The following is a 19,312-nucleotide window of genomic DNA, read 5'->3' as shown; positions in this document are numbered from 1 at the left end:
GCCGCGGCTGCAAGGGCAAAGGAGGCTTCATGAAGAAGGCATGCGTGCTGGGCGCGATGCTGGTGCTGGCGCTGGCCGGCTGTTCGCGCGATGCGGGCAGGCAGGCAGGGCAGATCACGGTGGGCTTCAGCCAGGTCGGCGCCGAAAGCGAGTGGCGCACCGCCAATACCGCGTCGGTGAAGGCGGCGCTGGCGGCGCCGGACTTCGAGCTGAAGTTCTCCGATGCACAGCAGAAGCAGGAGAACCAGATCAAGGCGCTGCGCTCCTTCATCGCGCAACGGGTCGACGTGATCGCCTTCTCGCCGGTGGTCGAATCCGGCTGGGAGCCGGTGCTGCGCGAAGCCAAGGCGGCGCACATTCCGGTGGTGCTGACCGATCGCGCGGTGAAGGTCCCCGACGACTCGCTGTATGCCACCTTCATCGGCTCGGATTTCATCGAGGAAGGCCGCAAGGCCGGGCGCTGGCTGCTCAAGGACAGTGAGGGCAAGACGGGCCCGATCCGCGTGGCCGAACTGCAGGGCACGGTCGGCTCGGCGCCGGCGATCGATCGCATGAAGGGCTTCCACGAGATCCTCGATACCGACCCGCGCTTCCAGCTGGTGCGCTCGCAGAGCGGCGATTTCACCCGCGCCAAGGGCAAGGAAGTGATGGAGGCTTTCCTCAAGGCCGAAGGCGGCCATATCGACGTGCTGTTCGCGCATAACGACGACATGGCGATCGGCGCGATCCAGGCCATCGAAGAGGCTGGACTCAAGCCCGGCAAGGACATCCGCATCGTCTCCATCGACGGCGTGCGCGGCGCCTTCGAGGCCATGAAGGCGGGCAAGCTCAACGCCACTGTCGAGTGCAATCCCTTGTTCGGCCCGCGGCTGGCGCAGCTGATCCGCGACGTGCACGCCGGCAAGCCGGTGCCGCGGCGGATCGTGGTGGAAGAGGGCGTGTTCACCCAGGACCAGGCGGCCAGCGCCTTGCCGGGACGCAAGTACTGATGGTGCAAGCGCCGCCCGCCAGCCGCCCGGTGGTGCTGCAGGCGCGCGGCCTGAGCAAGCGCTTCGGCGCCACGCTGGCGCTCGACGAAGTCGACCTGGTGCTGCGCGCCGGCGAAGTGCACGCCCTGATGGGCCAGAACGGCGCCGGCAAGTCCACCCTGATCAAGCTGCTGACCGGCGCGGAGCGTCCCGATCGCGGCAGCGTGCAGCTCGACGGCCGCGCCATCGCGCCGTCCACGCCGGCCGAGGCGCAGCGCGACGGCATCGGCACGGTGTACCAGGAAGTGAACCTCTGCCCGAACCTGTCGGTGGCCGAGAACCTGTACGCCGGGCGTTATCCGCGCCGGCGCTGGACGCGCAGCATCGACTGGCGGCAGGTGCGCGCCGGCGCGCGCACGCTGCTGCAGCAGTTGCATCTGGAGCTGGACGTCGATGCGCCGCTGGGCAGCTATCCGGTGGCGATCCGGCAGATGGTCGCCATCGCGCGTGCGCTGGGCGTGTCGGCGCGCGTGCTGATTCTCGACGAGCCGACGTCCAGCCTGGACGAAGGCGAAGTGCGGGAGCTGTTCCGGGTGATCGCGCAGCTGCGCGAGCGCGGCATGGCCATTCTGTTCGTGACGCATTTCCTGGACCAGGTCTATGCCGTCAGCGACTGCATCACGGTGCTGCGCGACGGCCGCCGCGTCGGCGAATACGCAGCCACTGAACTGCCGGCACCGGCCCTGGTGACCGCGATGGTGGGCCGCGATCTGCTGGACGCGGATGGCGCCCTGGCGTCGCCCGCACCGCCGGCCGACGCGCCGCTGGCCATCGACGCGCAAGGCCTGGCCTGCCGCGGCAAGCTGCATCCGGTCGACCTGCACGTGCGCCGCGGCGAAGTGCTCGGGCTGGGCGGCCTGCTGGGTTCGGGACGCACCGAACTGGCGCGGCTGCTGTTCGGCCTGGACCGCGCCGAAGCCGGCGAGCTGCGCATCGGCGGCGCACCGGTGGCGCTGCGCCATCCCGCGGATGCGGTGGCGCGCGGACTGGCGCTGTGTCCGGAAGAACGCAAGAGCGACGGCATCGTCGCGGAGCTGTCGGTGCGCGAGAACATCGTGCTGGCGCTGCAGGCGCGCCAGGGCTGGCGCCGCGGCCTGCCGCGCGCCAGGCAGGACGAGCTGGCGCGGCAGCTGGTGCAGGCGCTGGGAATCAAGACCGCCGATATCGAAACGCCGGTAGGCCAGCTCTCCGGCGGCAATCAGCAGAAAGTGGTGCTGGCGCGCTGGCTGCTCACCGAGCCGCGGCTGCTGATCCTCGACGAACCCACGCGCGGCATCGACGTGGCCGCCAAGCAGGAGCTGATGGCCGAAGTGGCGCGGCGTGCGCGCGCAGGCATGGCCGTACTGTTCATCTCGGCCGAGCTCGACGAACTGACCCGCTGGTGCGACCGCATCGCGGTGATGCGCGAACGGCGCAAGGCCGGCGAACTGCCGGGCGGCAGCGCCGGGGCGCAGGTGCTCGCGATGATCGCGGGGAGTTGAGCGCCATGGCCGAAACGACCGGGACGATGGCCGCTTCCTCCGCATCCGCCTGGCGCTGGCTGCGCGCATGCCTGGCGCATCCGCTGTTCTGGCCGCTGCTGGCCTTGCTCCTGCTGCTGGCCGGCAATGGCCTGTTCCATCCCGGTTTCCTCGCCCTGCAATGGCGCGACGGACATCTGTACGGCAACCTCGTCGACATCGCCCATCGCGCCGCGCCGCTGGCGCTGGTGTCGCTGGGCATGACCCTGGTGATCGCGCTGCGCGGGCTGGATATTTCCGTCGGCGCGGTGCTGGCGATCGCGGCGACGGTCGCCGCGTGGACGATCGGTCACCTGGCCAACGACGGCCTGCTGCCGCTGGCGCTGGCCATCGCGGCGGCGCTGGCGACGGGCGCCTTGTGCGGCCTGTGGAACGGCTGGCTGGTGCTCGGCGCCGGCATGCAGCCGATCGTGGCGACGCTGATCCTGATGGTGGCGGGGCGCGGCATCGCGCAGGCGATCAGCGGCGGCCAGATTCTCACCCTGTACTACGCGCCGTATGCCTTCCTGGGCAACGGCTTTTTGTTCGGCCTGCCGTTCTCGCTGTTCGTGGTGGCGGGCGTGTTCGCGCTGCTGCAGCTGGCCTTGCGCAAGAGCGCGCTGGGCCTGTTCGTGCGCGCCATCGGCCACAACCCGGCGGCGGCGCACGTGGCCGGCGTGCGGGCCAGGGCGATCACGCTGGGCGCCTATGTGTGCTGCGGCGTCACCGCGTCGATGGCCGGCCTGCTGGTCAGTTCCAACGTCAGCAGCGCCGATGCCAACAATGCCGGCCTGCTGCTGGAGCTGGACGCGATCCTGGCGGTGGCGCTGGGCGGCAGCCTGCTCGGCGGCGGCCGCTTCAGCCTGGCGGGCAGCCTGCTGGGCGCGCTGATCATCCAGGCGCTCACCACCACCATCTACGCCATCGGCGTGCCGCCGCAGGTCAACCTGGCGGTGAAGGCGGTGCTGGTGTTCGCGGTGATGCTGCTGCAGTCGCCGGCGTGCCGCGCACAGCTGCGCGCGCTGCTGCGGCGCGATGCGGAGCGGCACGCATGAGTGCCATCGCGCCTGCCGCCGTGTCCGGCATGAGCGGCCCGCGGCCGTGGTGGCGCCGTCCCGCTCAGGTCTCGCTGCTGGCCACGCTGGTGCTGTTCGTCGCCATGGCGGGGGCGGGCGGCGTGCTCTATCACGGCTTCCTGACGCCGCAGGTATTCCTCAATCTGCTGATCGACAATGCCTTTCTGTGCATCGTCGCGGTGGGCATGACCTTCGTGATCCTGGCCGGCGGCATCGACCTGTCGGTGGGCGCCGTGGTGGCGCTCAGCACGGTGCTGGTGGCCGAGCTGGTGCAGCGCCACGGCTGGCCTCCGCTGGCGGCCATCGCGCTGGTGCTCGCGCTGGGCACGGGCTTCGGCGCGGGGATGGGCGTGCTGATCCAGCGCTTCCGCCTGCAGCCCTTCGTGGTGACGCTGGCGGGCATGTTCCTGGCGCGCGGCACGGCGACGCTGATCAGCGTGGATTCGATCGACATCGGGCAGCCGTGGCTCGCCGCGGCAGCGAACCTGCGCATCGCGGTCGGCGGCGGCAACACGCTGTCGGTGGGCGCGCTGGTGGCGCTGCTGGTGGTGGCCGCAGGCGCGCTGCTGGCGGGCGCCACGCCGTTCGGCCGCACGGTGTATGCGATCGGCGGCAGCGAGTCGTCGGCGCGCATGATGGGCCTGCCGGTGGATGCGACGGTGGTGCGCGTCTACGCACTGAGCGGCTTCTGCGCGGCGCTGGCCGGCGTGGTGTATACGCTCTACATGTTGTCCGGCTACAGCCAGCACGCGCTGGGCCTGGAACTGGACGCGATCGCCGCGGTGGTGATCGGCGGCACCGTGCTGGCCGGCGGCAGCGGCTATGTGCTCGGCACGCTGCTCGGCGTGCTGGTGCTGGGGCTGATCCAGACCCTGGTGGTGTTCGACGGCCAGCTGAGCTCATGGTGGACGCGCATCGTCATCGGCGCGCTGCTGCTGGCGTTCTGCCTGCTGCAGCGCCTGTTCCGGGCCAGGAGATGAAGCGATGACCGTCCTGCTCGAAACCTCGCTGACACCGCCCGCGGCCATAGCGGCGCGGCTGAGCCTGCGCGAGAAGATCGGCTACGGCCTGGGCGATGCCGGCGGCAACGTGGTCATCGTGCTGGCCATGAATTTCCTGAACTTCTTCTACACCGACGTGTACGGCATCAGCCCGGCCACGGTGGGCCTGATGTTCCTGGCGGTGCGCGTGTTCGACGCCTTCGCCGATCCGGTGATGGGCCTGCTGGCGGACCACACGCGCAGCCGCTGGGGCCGCTACCGGCCGTGGCAGCTGTGGGTCGCGCTGCCGCTGGGCATCGTCGCGGTGCTGGCCTTCACGGTGCCGCCGCTGCAGGGCGAGGCGCGCATCGCCTGGGCCTGCGTTACCTATCTGCTGCTGTCGCTGGGCTATACCGCGATCAACGTGCCGTACTGCGCGATGATCAATGCGATGACGGTGTCGCGGCGGGACGTGGTGTCCTGCCAGTCGTGGCGCTTCGCGCTGTGCGGCGCGGCCGCGCTGCTGGTCTCCGTGGCGCTGCCGTGGCTGGTCGGGCAGTGGAGCGGGCAGGGCGGGCCGGCGCAGGGCTACCAGCGCAGCGTGGCGGCGATGTGCGCCGTGGCGGTGGCGATGTTCCTGTGCTGCTTCCTGTGGGTGCGCGAGCGCGTGCCGCTGCGCGACGAAGCGTTCTCGCTGCGCCGGCTGGCGGACGGGCTGCGCCGCAACGACCAGCTGCAGCTGATGCTGGTGATGTCGTTCCTGCTGATCACCATCCTCAACGTGCGCGGCGGCGGCTATCTGTACTTCATCACCTATGTGCTGAAGGGCGATGCGCGCTACACCTCGCTGTTCTTCGGCGCCGTGGCGCTGGCGGCGATCCTCGGCGCCCTGCTGGTCGGGCCGCTGTCGCGCTGGATGGATACGGTGCGTTTCTATCGCCGGGTCAACCTGGTGCTGGCGGCGCTGTCGGCGTCGATGTGGTTCATTCCCGGCGGCGCGGACGGGCAGTCCGCCTGGCTGCTGGCGATGTTCGGCAGCGGCATCGTGCTGGGCCTGTGCCTGCCGCTGCATTTCTCGGTGATGGCCTTTGCCGACGACTACGGCCAGTGGAAGACCGGCGTGCGCGCCTCCGGCATGAACTTCGCCTTCAACCTGGTCTTCATCAAGCTGGCCTGGGCGTCCGGCGCCGGCATCATCGCGCTGGTGCTGTACCTGGCCGCGTACCGGGCCGGCGCCGCGCAGACGCCCGCGGCGCTCGGCGGCATCACCGCGCTCCAGACCCTGATCCCCGCGGCCATCCATCTGCTGCTCGCCTTCACCCTCGGCTTCTGCCGGCTGGACGACGCGACGATGAAGCGCATCGGACACGACCTGCAACAACGCAACGCGGAACGACCCGAATGACCACGCCCACGCCGCACGCCCCGGCACCCGACCTCAAGCGCATCCGCCTGACCTCGCCGTTCTGGGCGCGCTACCAGGCGCTGGTGCGCGACGTGGTCGTGCCTTATCAATGGGAGGCGCTGAACGATCGCATCCAGGATGCGGAGCCCAGCCATGCGATCGCCAATTTCCGCATCGCGGCGGGACGCGCGCAGGGCGCGTTCCAGGGCATGGTGTTCCAGGACAGCGACGTCTACAAATGGCTGGAAGCGGTGGCCTATCTGCTGTGCCGCGAGCCGGACGAAGCGCTCGAACGCGCCGCCGACGAGGCGATCGAACTGATCGCGGCCGCGCAGCAGGCCGACGGTTATCTCAATACTTATTTCATCCTGAAGGCGCCGCGGGAACGCTGGACCAACCTGACCGAATGCCACGAGCTGTATTGCGCCGGGCATCTGTTCGAAGCCGGCGTGGCCTATGCGCAGGCCACCGGCAAGCCGCGCCTGCTGGACGTGTGCCGCCGCTTCGCCGATCACATCGACACGGTGTTCGGACCGGCAGCGGAGCAACTGCACGGCTACCCCGGCCACCCCGAAGTGGAGCTGGCCCTGCTGCGCCTGCACGAGGCCACCGGCGAGCCGCGCTACCGGGCGCTGGCGCGCTATTTCATCGAACAGCGCGGCAGCTGGCCGCACTTCTACGATATCGAGTACGAGCAGCGCGGCCGCACCTCCTACTGGGACAACCATGGCCGCGACTGGATGGTGCGCGACAAGGCCTACAGCCAGGCGCACCTGCCCATCGCCGAGCAGACCGCCGCCACCGGTCACGCGGTACGCTTCGCCTACCTGCTGACCGGCGTGGCGCACCTGGCACAGCTGAGCGGCGACGAAGCCAAGCGCCAGGCCTGCCTGCGCCTGTGGGACGACATGGCGCGGCGGCAGATGTACGTCACCGGCGGCATCGGCGCGCAAGGCTGGGGCGAGTCCTTCACCAGTGCCTACGACCTGCCCAATGACAGCGCCTATACCGAGAGCTGCGCATCGATCGGGCTGATGATGTTCGCCCGCCGCATGCTGCAGATGGAAGGCGAGGGCCGTTTCGCCGATGCGATGGAGCGCGCGCTGTACAACACCGTGCTGGCTGGGATGTCGCTGGACGGCACGCGCTTCTTCTACGTCAATCCGCTGGAGACGGTGCCGCGGGCGATGCCCGGCAACCATCTCTACGATCACGTCAAGCCGGTGCGCCAGCGCTGGTTCGCCTGCGCCTGCTGTCCGCCGAACATCGCGCGCCTGCTGGCCTCGATCGGGCATTACATCTATACGCAGCGCGAGGATGCGCTGTACGTGAATCTGTATCTGGGCAGCGAGGCGTCGTTCGAGCGCGGCGGTGCGTGTTTCGCGCTGCATCAGAGCGGCGATTATCCGTGGGGCGAGCGCGTCGAGCTGGAAGTGCGCGCCGAGCATCCCTTCGAGACCACGCTGGCCTTGCGCCTGCCGGACTGGTGCGCGCAGCCGCGCCTGCAGATCAACGGCGAGGCGGTGCAGCTCGTGGCCAGCAAGGGTTATGCGCATCTTGCGCGGCGCTGGCATCCGGGCGATCGCATCGCGCTCGAGCTGCCGATGCCGGTGCGCAGAGTGAGCGCGCATCCATCGCTGCGCCAGGCCGCCGGCAAGGTGGCGCTGCAGCGCGGGCCGCTGGTCTATTGCCTGGAGCAGGCCGACAACGGCGCGGACCTGCATCAGCTGGCGCTGCCCGACGCTGCAGCGCTGCGCGTGCGGCCGGGCGAGGGCGGGTTCGGCGACAAGCTGGTGATCCATGCCGAAGGCGTGCGCCGCGCGCCCGCCGACAGCGATGCGCTGTATCGCTACGACGCAGGCTTGCCCGCGCCGCAGCGCCAGGAGCTGGTGTTCGTGCCGTATTTCTGCTGGGCCAACCGCGGCGAAGGAGAGATGCGCGTGTGGGTCGATACCTGTTGATCGTGTAGGACCGCGGCATCGCTGAAGGACGCCGCGCGTCGCTGGAACCAAGGAGCCATCGAGCAAGGCGTGTCCAGGCCGGGGAGGCATGGACGGCGCTGGGTAAGTCATGCCGTCACCCACGTGCCGGCACAGCGGCGGGAGTTGGGGCTCCGCCGCGGTTGCGCACCGGAACGAACCGTTCCGGCTGCGCGTTGAGCCGTATCCATTCACAAGAGGGGATTCATCCATGTCGCCGAATCGAAAGGGGGAGTCATTCATGCCGAGCCACGGCCATTGCGCGCCCGCTGCCACCCGCCGTCCGCCCGCCCGTCCGCGGCCGCTGGCGCTGGCCGTCCTGATGGTGCTGGCCTGTGCGCCCTTGTGGGCGCAGGACGCCGCGCCGGATACCGGTACGGACAAGAGCGCGGACAAGAAAGCCAAGACGCTGGAGAGTGTCGTCGTCACCGGCTCGCATATCCGGCGCGTGGACGTCGAAACGGCCAGCCCCGTGATCACCATCGACCGGCAGCGCATCGAAGACACCGGCAAGACCACCATCGGCGACCTGCTGCAGAGCATGCCGGTGATGGCCGGTTTCCAGGCCAATACCTCGTTGAACAGCGGCTTCAGCCACGGCCGCGCGCTGGTGTCGATGCGCGGCCTCGGGCCGGAGCGCACCCTGGTGCTGCTGAACGGCCATCGCATGACCGGGCCGGCGAGCAGCGTCGCGGCGGCGCCGGGCGTGGACCTCAATTCGATTCCCGCCTCGATGGTCGACCACGTCGAGATCCTGACCGCCGGCGCCTCGGCGATCTACGGCTCGGACGCGATTGCCGGCGTGGTCAACATCATCCTCAAGGACGGCTATGACGGCGGCGCGCTCGAAGCCGGCTACGGCATCAGCGGCCATGGCGACGACATGCGCCGCAACTATGCGGCGGAGTGGGGCAAGACCTGGGACAAGGGCAGCCTGATGGTGGCGGCCGGCCACAGTTCGCAGAACGCCTTCTACAACGCCGACCGCAGCTTCGCCGTGCACCAGCTCAGCTACAACAACGGCGTAATCGGCTTCATGACCGGCAGCAACACGCGCGCCGTCCTGGCCAGTGGTTCGGTGGTCTCGCCCAACAGCGGCGTGGGCCCGGGCCAGCTGACGCCGGCCGACTACCATGCGTTCGGCAGCGCCGCCGGCGACCGCTACAACTACTACGCGCCGCAGTACATGATGACGCCCGGCGACCGCAGCAATCTGTCGCTGCGCGGCACCTACAAGGTGACCGAGAACACCCAGGCCTATCTGGACCTGATGTGGACGCGCAGCTCGACCACTTCGATGCTGCAGCCCTACGGCATCGACCCGGGCAGCACCGGCGCCGACATCAGCAAGAATCCGTACAACCCGTTCGGCACGGACCTGACCGGCTACTACCTGCGCTCGCCGGTGTTTACCCGCCGCTACGTGTCGTCGATGACCCAGCTCAATACCGTGGCCGGCCTGCGCGGTGCGTTCGGCGATTCGAGCTGGCATTGGGATGTCAGCGCCGGCTATGCCCGCTACAAGGACAGCCTGGTGCGCTACGGCTTCGCGGTGACCTCGGAGCTGGCCAAGGCCTTCGAGACCGCCAACGTGTTCAATCCGAACGATCCGGCGACCATCGCCACGCTGCGCTCGACCTTGCTGCCCGTCGACCTGTCCGACCAGAGCACCACCAAGAGCGTCAACCTTGGCACCAACGGCACGCTGTTCACCTTGCCGGCCGGCGAAGTGAAGGCCGCCTTCGGCCTGGACTACCGCCGCAACGATTTCAAGCAGGGCACGCACAGCTCGGTGGCCGCGGCCGATGCGTTCGGCATGTGCAACTACATGGACGGCTGCATCCTGCGGCAGGGGCATGGCGAATCCATCAAGGAGGCCTATGCCGAAGTGCTGGTGCCGCTGCTGAGCGACCTGCCGCTGGCGCATTCGCTGAATCTGAATATCGGCAGCCGTTATTCCAAGTACAGCGCCTGGGGCAATACCACCAACAGTTCGGTGGCGCTGGAATGGCGCCCGGTCTCCGACCTGCTGGTGCGCGGCACCGCGGCGCAGGTGTTCCGCGCGCCGGCGCTGGGCGACCTGTACGGCTCGCCGTACCAGGGCATCAACGACGTGGGCACCTATAGCGACCCCTGCGAGCACTACACCGGCGGCGCCAGCGCGGGCGGCTGCCAGAACGTGCCCACCGACGGCAGCTTCACCAACAAGGGTGCGATGACGGTGCTGGTCACCGGCAGCGCCAATGCGCACTTCAACCTGAAGCCGGAGTCCGGCCACTCCTACGACCTGGGCGCGGTCTACGATCCGGACTGGCTGCCGGGCTTCTCGGCCAGCGTGGATGCCTGGCGCGTCGAGATGAACCACATGATCTCGGGCACCGACTACACCTATGTGCTGAGCCAGTGCTACCAGGGCAGCGCGGCGTTCTGCTCGCTGGTGTCGCGCGGCGCCACCGGGCAGTTGCTCGGCGTGACCGTGCCCTACGCGATCAACTACGACAAGATCGAGATCCGCGGTTACGACATGGGCCTGAACTACCAGCACGACGCGGGACGCTGGGGGCGCTTCCAGTTCGCGCTGGATACCACGCTGATGACCAAGTACCTGGTCGACGGCGCCAGCCACAACTACGTGGGCGAAACCTCCAGCCAGGGCAACCTGCCGCGCCTGCGCGCCAACTTCAATGTCGGCTGGGATTACCACGACTGGCACGCGAACTGGACCGCCCGTTACGTCGGCGCCAGCACGGTCGGCAGCGCCTACGACAACTACTGCTTCAACACCGACGCCAGCGGCAAATGCGTTTATTTCAGGGTGCCGGCTTATGTGATCCACGGGCTTTCGGTGAACCGCAAGATCCCGGCCTGGCATCTCACCGCCTCGCTGGGCGTGGACAACGTGTTCGACAAGAAGCCGCCGATCTACTACGGCTATTACTCCAACGCCTCCAATACCGACGCTTCCACCTACGACACGGTCGGGCGCTATTACTGGGCGAGGTTGCGGTGGGAGTTCTGACGGCACATGCAGGGGATGCCAACCGCCGGCTGCATGGGCGGTTGGCGTTGTCGCTGGTCTTGCTCCTGGCGTCGTCGGGCGCCATGGCGCAGGCGCATCGCAATGCGGATATCGGCTACCCGCGCTTCAAAGGCGACCCGCATCCCATGCCAGCCACCGGCGTTGCCTTCGCGCCGGGCGGCTACCTGGAGAAAGTGTTCGCCAGCGACCTGGCGCAAGGCGCCGGCAGCGCGCCGGGCAAGGATTTCTGGATCGACCGCATGCTGGCGCGCGCCGGCACCGGCGGTGGTTTCGGCGACAGCAACAACTGGCTGTTCACACGCGGCCGTGCGGCCTATATGTATACGCACAAGCCCGAGGAGCCCGGCTTCGTCGGCGATGCCGCCTACGGTTTCAAGACCGGGCACGACGCGCTGTTCCGCCTGCAGGCGGAGATCGACGGCAAGCCGCTGCCATGGAAGGAAGCCGCCGCCGCAAGGCGGCAGACGCCGAGCTATTTCTCCACCGTGTTCGAGGACGCCGCGGCGGGCGTGCGGCTGCGCCTGGTCAAGTTCATCACCCAGGAGAATGTGGCGGTGGCGCAGGCCACGCTGTCCTCGCTCGACGGCAAGGCACATGCGCTGAGCTTGAAGGCGCTCTCGCCGATGGCCACGCATGCCGAGGGCGATGAGCTGACCGGCGCGTTCCAGGCGCATAACGACATCACCACGGTGTTTCCGCGTCTTTCCGGCGATGGCTTCAAGGTCGACGGCGCGTCGCTGCTGCGCCGCGTGCAGGTGCCGGCCACGGGCGAGACACAGGCCATCAAAGTGCAGCTAGGCCTGACGACGCGCGAACTGCCGTCGTCGCTTGCCGAATATCGCCGCATTCGCGGCGAGTCGCCCGCGCAGGCTTATCGCCGCCACGTCGCCGCCTACAACCGCTGGTGGGCGGACAACATCCCGTATCTGAACACGCCCGAAGAGAACATCGACAAGACGCTGTTCTATCGCTGGTGGCTGCTGCGCTTCAACTTCCTCGATGCCGGCGTGCCCGGCAACGACTACCAGTTTCCCGTGGCGATCGAAGGCGTGCTCGGCTACGACAACGCCATCGTGCTGACCACCGGCATGTTTATCGACGACCTGAAATACCTGCGCGATCCGGTCTACGCGTATGGCTCGTGGATCGGCGCGGGCGAAGTCGCCGGTGGCGGCAAGTACGTCGACAATCCCGGCTCGCCGGAGCACTGGTCCAGTTCGTACGCCCAGTACCTCACCGCAGCGGCGTGGCGTTCCTACCAGGTCCACGGCGGCCCGGCGCCGATCGCCGGCAAGCTCGCGCGCTACGGCCGCGACGACGTGCTCGGCCTGCTGCAGGCCTACGACCGCAATGGCAATGGCCTGATCGAATACGACTGGGCCGCCATGACCGGCAACGACGCGGATGCCGTGTCGTTCGACTGGGCCAGGCAGCACGGCCAGCCGCGCATGGACCGCACCGAAAGCGCTTATGTCTATGCCAATGCGCTGGCGGCGGCCGAGGCGGCGCAACTGTCCGGCGACGCTGCCACCGCGCGGCAGATGCGCGACACGGCCGCGCGGATACGCCGTTCCGTGCTGGACACGCTATGGGTGGATGCCAGCGAGCAGCCCGACGGCGCGGGCCTGAAAGGCAAGCTGCTCAAGCAGCGCCAGGCCGCCGCCCCCGGGCTGCCGGTGGACTGGAAAGAGACCAATAACTACTACCCCTTCAGCGTCGGCCTGATGCCGAAGGCCGGCGACCCGGATCGCGACCCGAAATATATCGAGGCCCTGCGCCTGTTCGCCGACGCCGATCAATACCCGGTGTTCCCGTTCTATACCGCCAACCAGGCTGACCAGCGGGCACGCGGCGAAGGCGGCAGCAATAACTTTTCGGTGATCAACGCCACCGTGATGTTCCGCCTGCTGGCCTCGGCACTGCGCGACTACCCCAGCCCGTACCTCGATGCGCAGTGGTATCGCAAGCTGCTGTACTGGAATGCCTGGGCGCACGATATCGACGGCGACAACCGCTATCCGGACCAGAACGAATTCTGGGCCAAGGGCGATGCCGCCGACGGCGGCAGCATCGGCTACCGCTCGTGGATCCACCACACCCAGCTTGGCGCCACCAACTTCACCGTGATCGAGGACGCGATCGGCCTGCGTCCGCGCGGCGACGGGCTGATCGAGCTGTATCCGATCGATATCGGCTGGATTCATTTCGCCGCGGACAACCTGCGCTATCACGGCCATGACCTGTCGATCTTCTGGGACCGGGATGGCGGGCGCTATGGCGCCAAGGTGCCGCAGGGCTATTCGGTCTTTATCGACGGCCAGCTGGCGTTCTGCGTCGACCGCCTGGCCCACGTGCTGTACGACCCGGCCAGCGGCCGCGTCGAGGCGGCCGCGGATGCGGTCAATCCAGCCGCAGCGCACGTCGTCGTCGCCCACCGGGCCGCCATGCCGCGTTCCGAGCAGGTGGCGATGGCCGCCGATGCACGCGTGGCCGAGGTGCTGGCGAAGGCCGGCGTCGATCTGTCGCTGCCGCCGGGAGCCAGCGACCTGGCGTTCGGCGCCAGCACCAGCGCGAGCTTTTCCGCTGCCGGCTTTGCACCGGATGCCGCCGTCGACGGCAGCACGGCGAACGAGCCGTTCTGGGGTACCGCGGGCTCGCCCTCGGCCAGCGACTGGATCGCCCTGGACCTGGCCGCGCCAAAGACATTCGACGAAGTGCAGGTGTATTTCTATCGAAGCTCCGCGCCGGCCGGCGAACAGCACGGCTTTCCTTCGGGCACCCGCGCCGGTTATGCGCCGCCGTGGATGTATGTGCTGCAGTATTTCGACGGCCGTGCATGGAAGAACGTGGCCGGCCAGCGGCGCGATACGCCGGTCGCGCAGGGCAACGTCAACCGCGTGCGCTTTCCGGCGATCACCGCGCAGCGGGTGCGCGTGGTGGTGACGCATGCGGGCAAGCTGCGCACCGGCATCAAGGAAATCCAGCTCTATGCCCGCGGCGCAAAAGCCGCCGGCACGCCGGCCAACCAGCCGCCCTGGGTCGAGGCCTGGCAGGAAGATGGCGGCGCGCGTGCCGGCGCCATCCGCGTCTCGGGCCGGGTCGGCGACGATGCCTTGCCGCAGGGGCGGCTGAGCCTGCGCTGGTCCGTGCAGCAGGCGCCGAAGGACGGCGATGCCGTGTTCGAAGATGCCGCGTCGCCGGACACATCGGTGCGCTTCACCCGGCCCGGCGACTACGTGCTGCGCCTGCTCGCGGACGATGGCGCACTGCAGGCGCACGCCGACGTGCGCGTAAGCGCGCCGGCGCAGCTGTCCGGCGCCGGCGTGGAAGTGCAGGGCGATGCGGTGGCCACGGCGCAATACACCGCCGGACACCATCGGCTGCAGGCGCTCAACGATGGCTTCGTGCCGGCGCCCGACAGCGAGGTGCCGGCCGACCGCCGTTGGGGCAGCTGGGGACGCGCGCAGCCAACGACGGTGTGGCTGCAGTACGAATGGCGCCACCCGGTGCGGATCTCCTCCAGCACGATGTACTTCTGGGACGACCAGCCCGAGGGCGGCGTGGCCTTGCCGCAGGCGTGGCGGCTGCAGTACCGCCGCAACGGGCAGTGGACCGATATCGCGCCGGCGGCCGCTTATCCGGTGGCCGGCATGGGGCAGGCGAGCCGCGCCCGGTTCGCACCGGTGATCACCACGGCCTTGCGCGCGGTGCTCACCTCCGCCGAAAAGAGCGGCGGACATGCGGCGCTCGGCGTGGACGAATGGCAGGTAAGCGCCGAGATGCCCGAGTGGCTGGAATCGATCGACGTGCGCACCGGCATCGGCCAGCCTCCCGCGCTGCCCGCCACGGTCACCGCGTGGTATGCGGACCATCGCAGCATCGAGGCGGGCGTGAGCTGGCCGCAGCTCGATCCGTCCCGCCTGAGCGGCGAAGGGCGTGTCGACCTGCACGGCATCGCCGATGGCGGTGCGCCGGTGGCCGCCACGATCTGGGTGCGCGCGACCGAACCGGGGCAGGTCAATACCGTCGATGCGCTTGCCGATGTCGTCACGGCTGCCGGCGAGGCACCGTCACTGCCGGCCTTCGCCACCGTGCAGTACAACGATGGTTCGCGCGAACGCCGGCCGGTCGAATGGCCGCCCGTGGCGGCCACCGACTATGCGCACGCCGGCCGCTTCGCCGTGACGGGCGAAGTGAGCGGGCGCGGCAGCAGCGGCCGCCTGCCGGTCAAGGTCCAGGTCGTGGTGTCGGGGGAATGAAGGCATGGGCGTGAAACCATGGATCGTTCCCGCCATCTGCATGCTGATGGCCGCCTTGAATGCGGCGGCGCAGACGCCGGCACCGCGCCGGATTCATTCTGCGGGCAATCCCATCCTGGCCGACGGCGACTACTACTCGGCCGACCCGGCGCCGCTGGTGGCCGATGGCAGGCTCTACATCCTGGCCGGGCGCGATGAAGCGCCGCCGGACGTCAACGACTTCATCATGAAGGAGTGGCAGCTGCTGGCCACCGACGACGTGGCTAGCGGCGAGTGGACGCACTATCCGTCGCTGCTGCGCCCCGAACAGGTATTCGCCTGGGCCGCCGCCGGGCGCGCCTATGCCGGGCAGATCGTGCGTGCCACGGATGGACGCTATTACCTCTACGCACCGGTCGAGGAACGCGATTCGGCCAGCCCGGACAAGTTCGCCATCGGCGTGGCTGTGGCCGACAGCCCGCTCGGGCCGTGGCGCGACGCGCATCCGCAGGGCCCGATCGTGTCGCAATCCGTGCCGGAGCAGAACGGCATCCAGAACATCGACCCTACCGCGATGGTCGATGACGACGGCCGCGTGTATCTGTACTGGGGCACCTTCGGCAAGTTGCGCGGCGTCGAGCTGGAGCGCGACATGGTGACGCCGAAGGGCAAGGTGGTGAGCGTCACCACGCTGGACGGCTATTTCGAAGCGCCATGGCTGTTCAAGCGCAAGGGCACGTATTACATGGTCTACGCCGGCAACCGCGCCGGGCGCACCTCCAAGTGCACGCCAACCCTCTATCACGCCTGCATCGCCTACGGCACGGCAGATTCGCCGCTGGGTCCATGGACGTATCGCGGCGTCATCCTCGCCCCGGTGTCGTCCACCACCTCGCACCCCGGCATCGTCCAGTACAAGGGGCAGTGGTACATCACTTATCACACCGCGGATGCCAAGGGCGGCGGCCATTTCCGCCGCAGCGTGGCGATCGACAAGGTCGAATGGGACGACCGCACGACGCCCGCGCGCATGCTGCGCGTGGTGCCGACGCATGCGCCGAAGGCCGCGCCCCCGCCGCAGCGCAATATCGCGCCGGCCGCGCTGGCCAGCGCCTCCAACGGGCCGGATATTCCCGTGCAGTACTGGATCCGCGCACTCAACGACGGCGTGGTGAGAAAGTCGCCGCTGCCGCCGGACATGTGGGGCAGCTGGACGCCGCACAACCCGCCGCGGCAGTGGATCCAGTACAGCTGGGACCGGCCGGTGACCGTCGACGGATCCCGCATCGTGTTCTGGGCCGATCATCCCGCCGGTGCGGATATCGGCACAGCGCCGCCGCGGTCCTGGCATCTGGAATACCGCCGCGATGGCGCATGGCGGCCGGTGCCGAAGGCCGGCAGATATGGCCTGAAACCCGATGTTTTCGAGCAGGTCGCCTTCGCGCCGGTGACCACGCGCTGCCTGCGCGCCGTGTTTGAAGCGTCCGGCGCCGGCGCGCACCACGCTGCGCTGGCGGTACAGGAGTGGGAGGTGCTGGCCACCGCGCCGCAGCGCCTGCCGCCCGCTGCGGCCGGCGCCGACGAGCGCTGCGATGCGCAATAAGGTCAAGACGCCGCTGGCGATCCATTCGATAGTCCGCCATTCCGCTTCACCGTATTCCGGAGTTGCCGCATGACCAGGAAGCCGCTTTCCGCTGGAGCACAGCATCACGCCGTACCTTCGGCGACGGACCCCTCGCGCCGCCGCTTCATGCAATGGAGCGCGCTGGCCGTGGCCGCCGGCTTCCTGAAATTCCCGCTGGAAGCCGCGGCCTCCACGCCGGGCCGGGTGGCTGCGGTTCCCCTGCAGGCGGTGCGGCTGAAGCCGTCGCTGTTCCTGGATTCGCTGGCCACCAACCGGCGCTATCTGTTCGAACTGGAACCGGACCGCCTGCTGCACAACTTCCTGCAGTACGCCGGCCTGACGCCTAAGGGCGCGGTTTATGGCGGCTGGGAAGGCGATACCATCGCCGGCCACACGCTGGGCCATTACCTGAGCGCGCTGGCCTTGCTACATGCGCAGACCGGCGATGCGGAAGCGAAGAAGCGCATCGACTACATCGTGTCCGAACTGGCGCGGGCCCAGGCGCAGGACCGGGACGGCTACGTCGGCGGCTTCACGCGCAAGGACGAGCAGGGCCGGATCGACGGCGGCAAAGTCGTGTTCGAGGAAGTGCGCCGCGGCATCATCAAGGGCAGCGCCTTCAACCTCAATGGCAGCTGGTCGCCGCTCTATACCGAGCACAAGCTGTTCGCCGGCCTGCTCGATGCGCATGCGCTGGCGGGCAGCCGGCAGGCGCTGGAGGTGCTGGAGAAGGCGGCCGCTTATTTCGCCGGCGTCTTCGACGCGCTGGACCACACCCAGCTCCAGCAGCTGCTGGACAGCGAGTTCGGCGGCTTCAACGAGTCGTATATCGAGCTGGGCGCGCGCACCGGCAACCCGCGCTGGATCGCGATCGGCAAGCGGCTTCGCCACGAGAAGGTGGTCGACCCCGCCATCGCCGGCAAGGACGACCTGCCGCACCGGCACGCCAATACCCAGGTGCCCAAGTTCATCGGCGAGGCGCGCCAGTTCGAGGTCGCCGGCGATGTCGATTCGGCGGCGGCGGCGCGCTTCTTCTGGGAAACCGTGGTCACGCACTACAGCTACGTGATCGGCGGCAATGCCGACCGCGAGTATTTCCAGCAGCCGGACACGATCTCGTCCTTCCTTACCGAGCAGACCTGCGAGCACTGCAACAGCTACAACATGCTCAAGCTCACCCGGCACCTGTACCAGTGGACGCCGCAGGCCCGCTACTTCGATTACTACGAGCGCACCCTGCACAACCACACCATGGCGGCCCAGCATGCCGAGACCGGCATGTTCGCCTACATGATGCCGATGATCACCGGCGGCGAGCGCGGCTTCTCCGACAAGTTCGATTCGTTCTGGTGCTGCGTCGGCACCGGGCTGGAAGCGCATGCGCAGTTCGGCGATTCGATCTACTGGCACGACGAGCGCTCGCTCTACGTCAATCTGTATATTTCCTCCGCGCTGGACTGGAAGGAAGGCGGCATCGCGCTGCAGCTGGACAGCGGCGTGCCGGACAACGGCAAGGTGCGGCTGCAGATCGACCGGGCGGATGCCGCCGCGCCCAAGCGGCTGTTGCTGCGCGTGCCGGCATGGAGCGAAGGGCGCTTCAAGCTGCGCGTGAACGGCCATGAGCAGCACGCTAAAGCAGAGCAGGGCTATCTGGTCCTGGCGCGCACCTGGAAGGCCGGCGACGTGGTCGACGTCGAGTTCGACATGCCGCTGCGGCTGGAACATGCCGCGGGCGACGAGAACAGCATCGTGGTGATGCGCGGCCCATTGGCCCTGGCAGCGGATCTGGGCCCGGTCAGCGAGCCTTACGACCAGCCCGACCCCGCGCTGGTGGCGGATGCATCGCCCTTGTCCGGCTTCGCTCCCTTGCCGCAGCCCGGGCGCTTTCTGGCCAGCACCACGCGCCCGCAAGGGCTGACCTTCGTGCCGTTCTTTGCGCAGTACGAGCGCCGCAGCGCGCTGTACTTCAAGCGCATGGATTCCGGGCAATGGACGCAGGAGGCGGCGCGGCGGGAGCGGGCGAAGGCGGACCAGGATGCGCTGCAGAGCAGGGCGGTGGACATGATCCAGTTCGGCAACGAGGCCTCCGAGAAAGCGCACAAGCTGGCCAGCGATACCTCGTTCGGCGGCGCCTACCGGCGCAAGGAGTGCCGCGACGTGCGCGGCAAGGGCTTCGTCGAGTTCGAGATGAAGGGCAGCGAGCGGCCGCTGGCCTTGCGCCTGCGTTTCTGGGGCAGCGACAAGGGGCGCTTCAATATCCTGGTCGACGGCAAGCTGGCGGTAGAGGTGAAGGTGGAGCGCGGCAACGTGATCGATTTCGTGGATCGCGACTACCCCTTGCCGCCCGCGCTGACGCGCGGCGGAACCCTGAAGTTCCGCATCGAGCCGCAGCATGGCGACACCGCCGGGCCGCTGTTCGGCGGATGGCTGATTCCGGCCTGAG

General features: G+C 68.6%; 10 protein-coding genes. All 10 read left to right on the top strand.

Features of this window, described 5'->3' with window-relative positions; translation table 11 throughout:
* Window positions 1-29 precede the first annotated feature (29 nt).
* Window positions 30-989: an ABC transporter substrate-binding protein gene (locus tag KK141_RS09405; RefSeq protein WP_214570639.1), complete on the top strand. Its 960-nt coding sequence runs from the start codon at window positions 30-32 to the stop codon at window positions 987-989.
* Window positions 989-2,509, top strand: coding sequence for a sugar ABC transporter ATP-binding protein (locus tag KK141_RS09400; protein ID WP_214570640.1), 1,521 nt, complete (start codon window positions 989-991; stop codon window positions 2,507-2,509). Before KK141_RS09405 ends, KK141_RS09400 begins: the two co-directional genes overlap by 1 nt.
* Before the next feature lie 26 nt (window positions 2,510-2,535).
* Window positions 2,536-3,582, top strand: coding sequence for an ABC transporter permease (locus tag KK141_RS09395; protein WP_214570686.1), 1,047 nt, complete (start codon window positions 2,536-2,538; stop codon window positions 3,580-3,582).
* A gap of 29 nt (window positions 3,583-3,611) precedes the next feature.
* A complete protein-coding gene (gene yjfF / locus KK141_RS09390) occupies window positions 3,612-4,583 on the top strand; it encodes a galactofuranose ABC transporter, permease protein YjfF (RefSeq protein ID WP_250901681.1) in 972 nt (323 codons plus the stop codon).
* A 4-nt stretch (window positions 4,584-4,587) separates the two neighbouring features.
* The gene (locus tag KK141_RS09385; protein ID WP_214570642.1) at window positions 4,588-5,988 is read left to right on the top strand and encodes an MFS transporter; all 1,401 of its coding nucleotides are present in this window, start codon (window positions 4,588-4,590) and stop codon (window positions 5,986-5,988) included.
* On the top strand, window positions 5,985-7,949 hold the full coding sequence (locus KK141_RS09380) for a beta-L-arabinofuranosidase domain-containing protein (protein ID WP_214570643.1): 1,965 nt from the start codon (window positions 5,985-5,987) through the stop codon (window positions 7,947-7,949). Before KK141_RS09385 ends, KK141_RS09380 begins: the two co-directional genes overlap by 4 nt.
* A 259-nt stretch (window positions 7,950-8,208) precedes the next feature.
* Window positions 8,209-10,986 (top strand): TonB-dependent receptor, encoded by a 2,778-nt coding sequence (locus tag KK141_RS22940; protein ID WP_250901662.1) that lies wholly within the window; start codon window positions 8,209-8,211, stop codon window positions 10,984-10,986.
* A gap of 83 nt (window positions 10,987-11,069) precedes the next feature.
* Window positions 11,070-15,266: an Ig-like domain-containing protein gene (locus KK141_RS09375; RefSeq protein ID WP_250901680.1), complete on the top strand. Its 4,197-nt coding sequence runs from the start codon at window positions 11,070-11,072 to the stop codon at window positions 15,264-15,266.
* 40 nt (window positions 15,267-15,306) lie between these two features.
* Window positions 15,307-16,848 carry a family 43 glycosylhydrolase gene (locus tag KK141_RS09370; protein ID WP_250901679.1) on the top strand — a complete coding sequence of 514 codons (1,542 nt, stop codon included), beginning with the start codon at window positions 15,307-15,309 and terminating at the stop codon, window positions 16,846-16,848.
* A gap of 69 nt (window positions 16,849-16,917) precedes the next feature.
* The gene (locus tag KK141_RS09365; protein WP_214570646.1) at window positions 16,918-19,311 is read left to right on the top strand and encodes a glycoside hydrolase family 127 protein; all 2,394 of its coding nucleotides are present in this window, start codon (window positions 16,918-16,920) and stop codon (window positions 19,309-19,311) included.
* The last annotated feature ends 1 nt before the right edge of the window (window position 19,312 follow it).

This window comes from Dyella sp. LX-66 (assembly GCF_018599165.1).
GTDB classification, from domain to species: domain Bacteria; phylum Pseudomonadota; class Gammaproteobacteria; order Xanthomonadales; family Rhodanobacteraceae; genus Dyella_D; species Dyella_D marensis.
Note: the sequence above shows the minus strand (reverse complement) of the source record. Positions and strands in the feature narration are given on the sequence as shown.

What these genes read in the sequence shown, in the direction of transcription:
- KK141_RS09405 (WP_214570639.1), top strand. Translation starts at nt 30, where the DNA reads ATGAAGAAGGCATGCGTGCTGGGCGCGATGCTGGTGCTGGCGCTGGCC.
- KK141_RS09400 (WP_214570640.1), top strand. Translation starts at nt 989, where the DNA reads ATGGTGCAAGCGCCGCCCGCCAGCCGCCCGGTGGTGCTGCAGGCGCGC.
- KK141_RS09395 (WP_214570686.1), top strand. Translation starts at nt 2,536, where the DNA reads ATGGCCGCTTCCTCCGCATCCGCCTGGCGCTGGCTGCGCGCATGCCTG.
- yjfF (WP_250901681.1), top strand. Translation starts at nt 3,612, where the DNA reads ATGAGCGGCCCGCGGCCGTGGTGGCGCCGTCCCGCTCAGGTCTCGCTG.
- KK141_RS09385 (WP_214570642.1), top strand. Translation starts at nt 4,588, where the DNA reads ATGACCGTCCTGCTCGAAACCTCGCTGACACCGCCCGCGGCCATAGCG.
- KK141_RS09380 (WP_214570643.1), top strand. Translation starts at nt 5,985, where the DNA reads ATGACCACGCCCACGCCGCACGCCCCGGCACCCGACCTCAAGCGCATC.
- KK141_RS22940 (WP_250901662.1), top strand. Translation starts at nt 8,209, where the DNA reads ATGCCGAGCCACGGCCATTGCGCGCCCGCTGCCACCCGCCGTCCGCCC.
- KK141_RS09375 (WP_250901680.1), top strand. Translation starts at nt 11,070, where the DNA reads ATGGCGCAGGCGCATCGCAATGCGGATATCGGCTACCCGCGCTTCAAA.
- KK141_RS09370 (WP_250901679.1), top strand. Translation starts at nt 15,307, where the DNA reads ATGCTGATGGCCGCCTTGAATGCGGCGGCGCAGACGCCGGCACCGCGC.
- KK141_RS09365 (WP_214570646.1), top strand. Translation starts at nt 16,918, where the DNA reads ATGACCAGGAAGCCGCTTTCCGCTGGAGCACAGCATCACGCCGTACCT.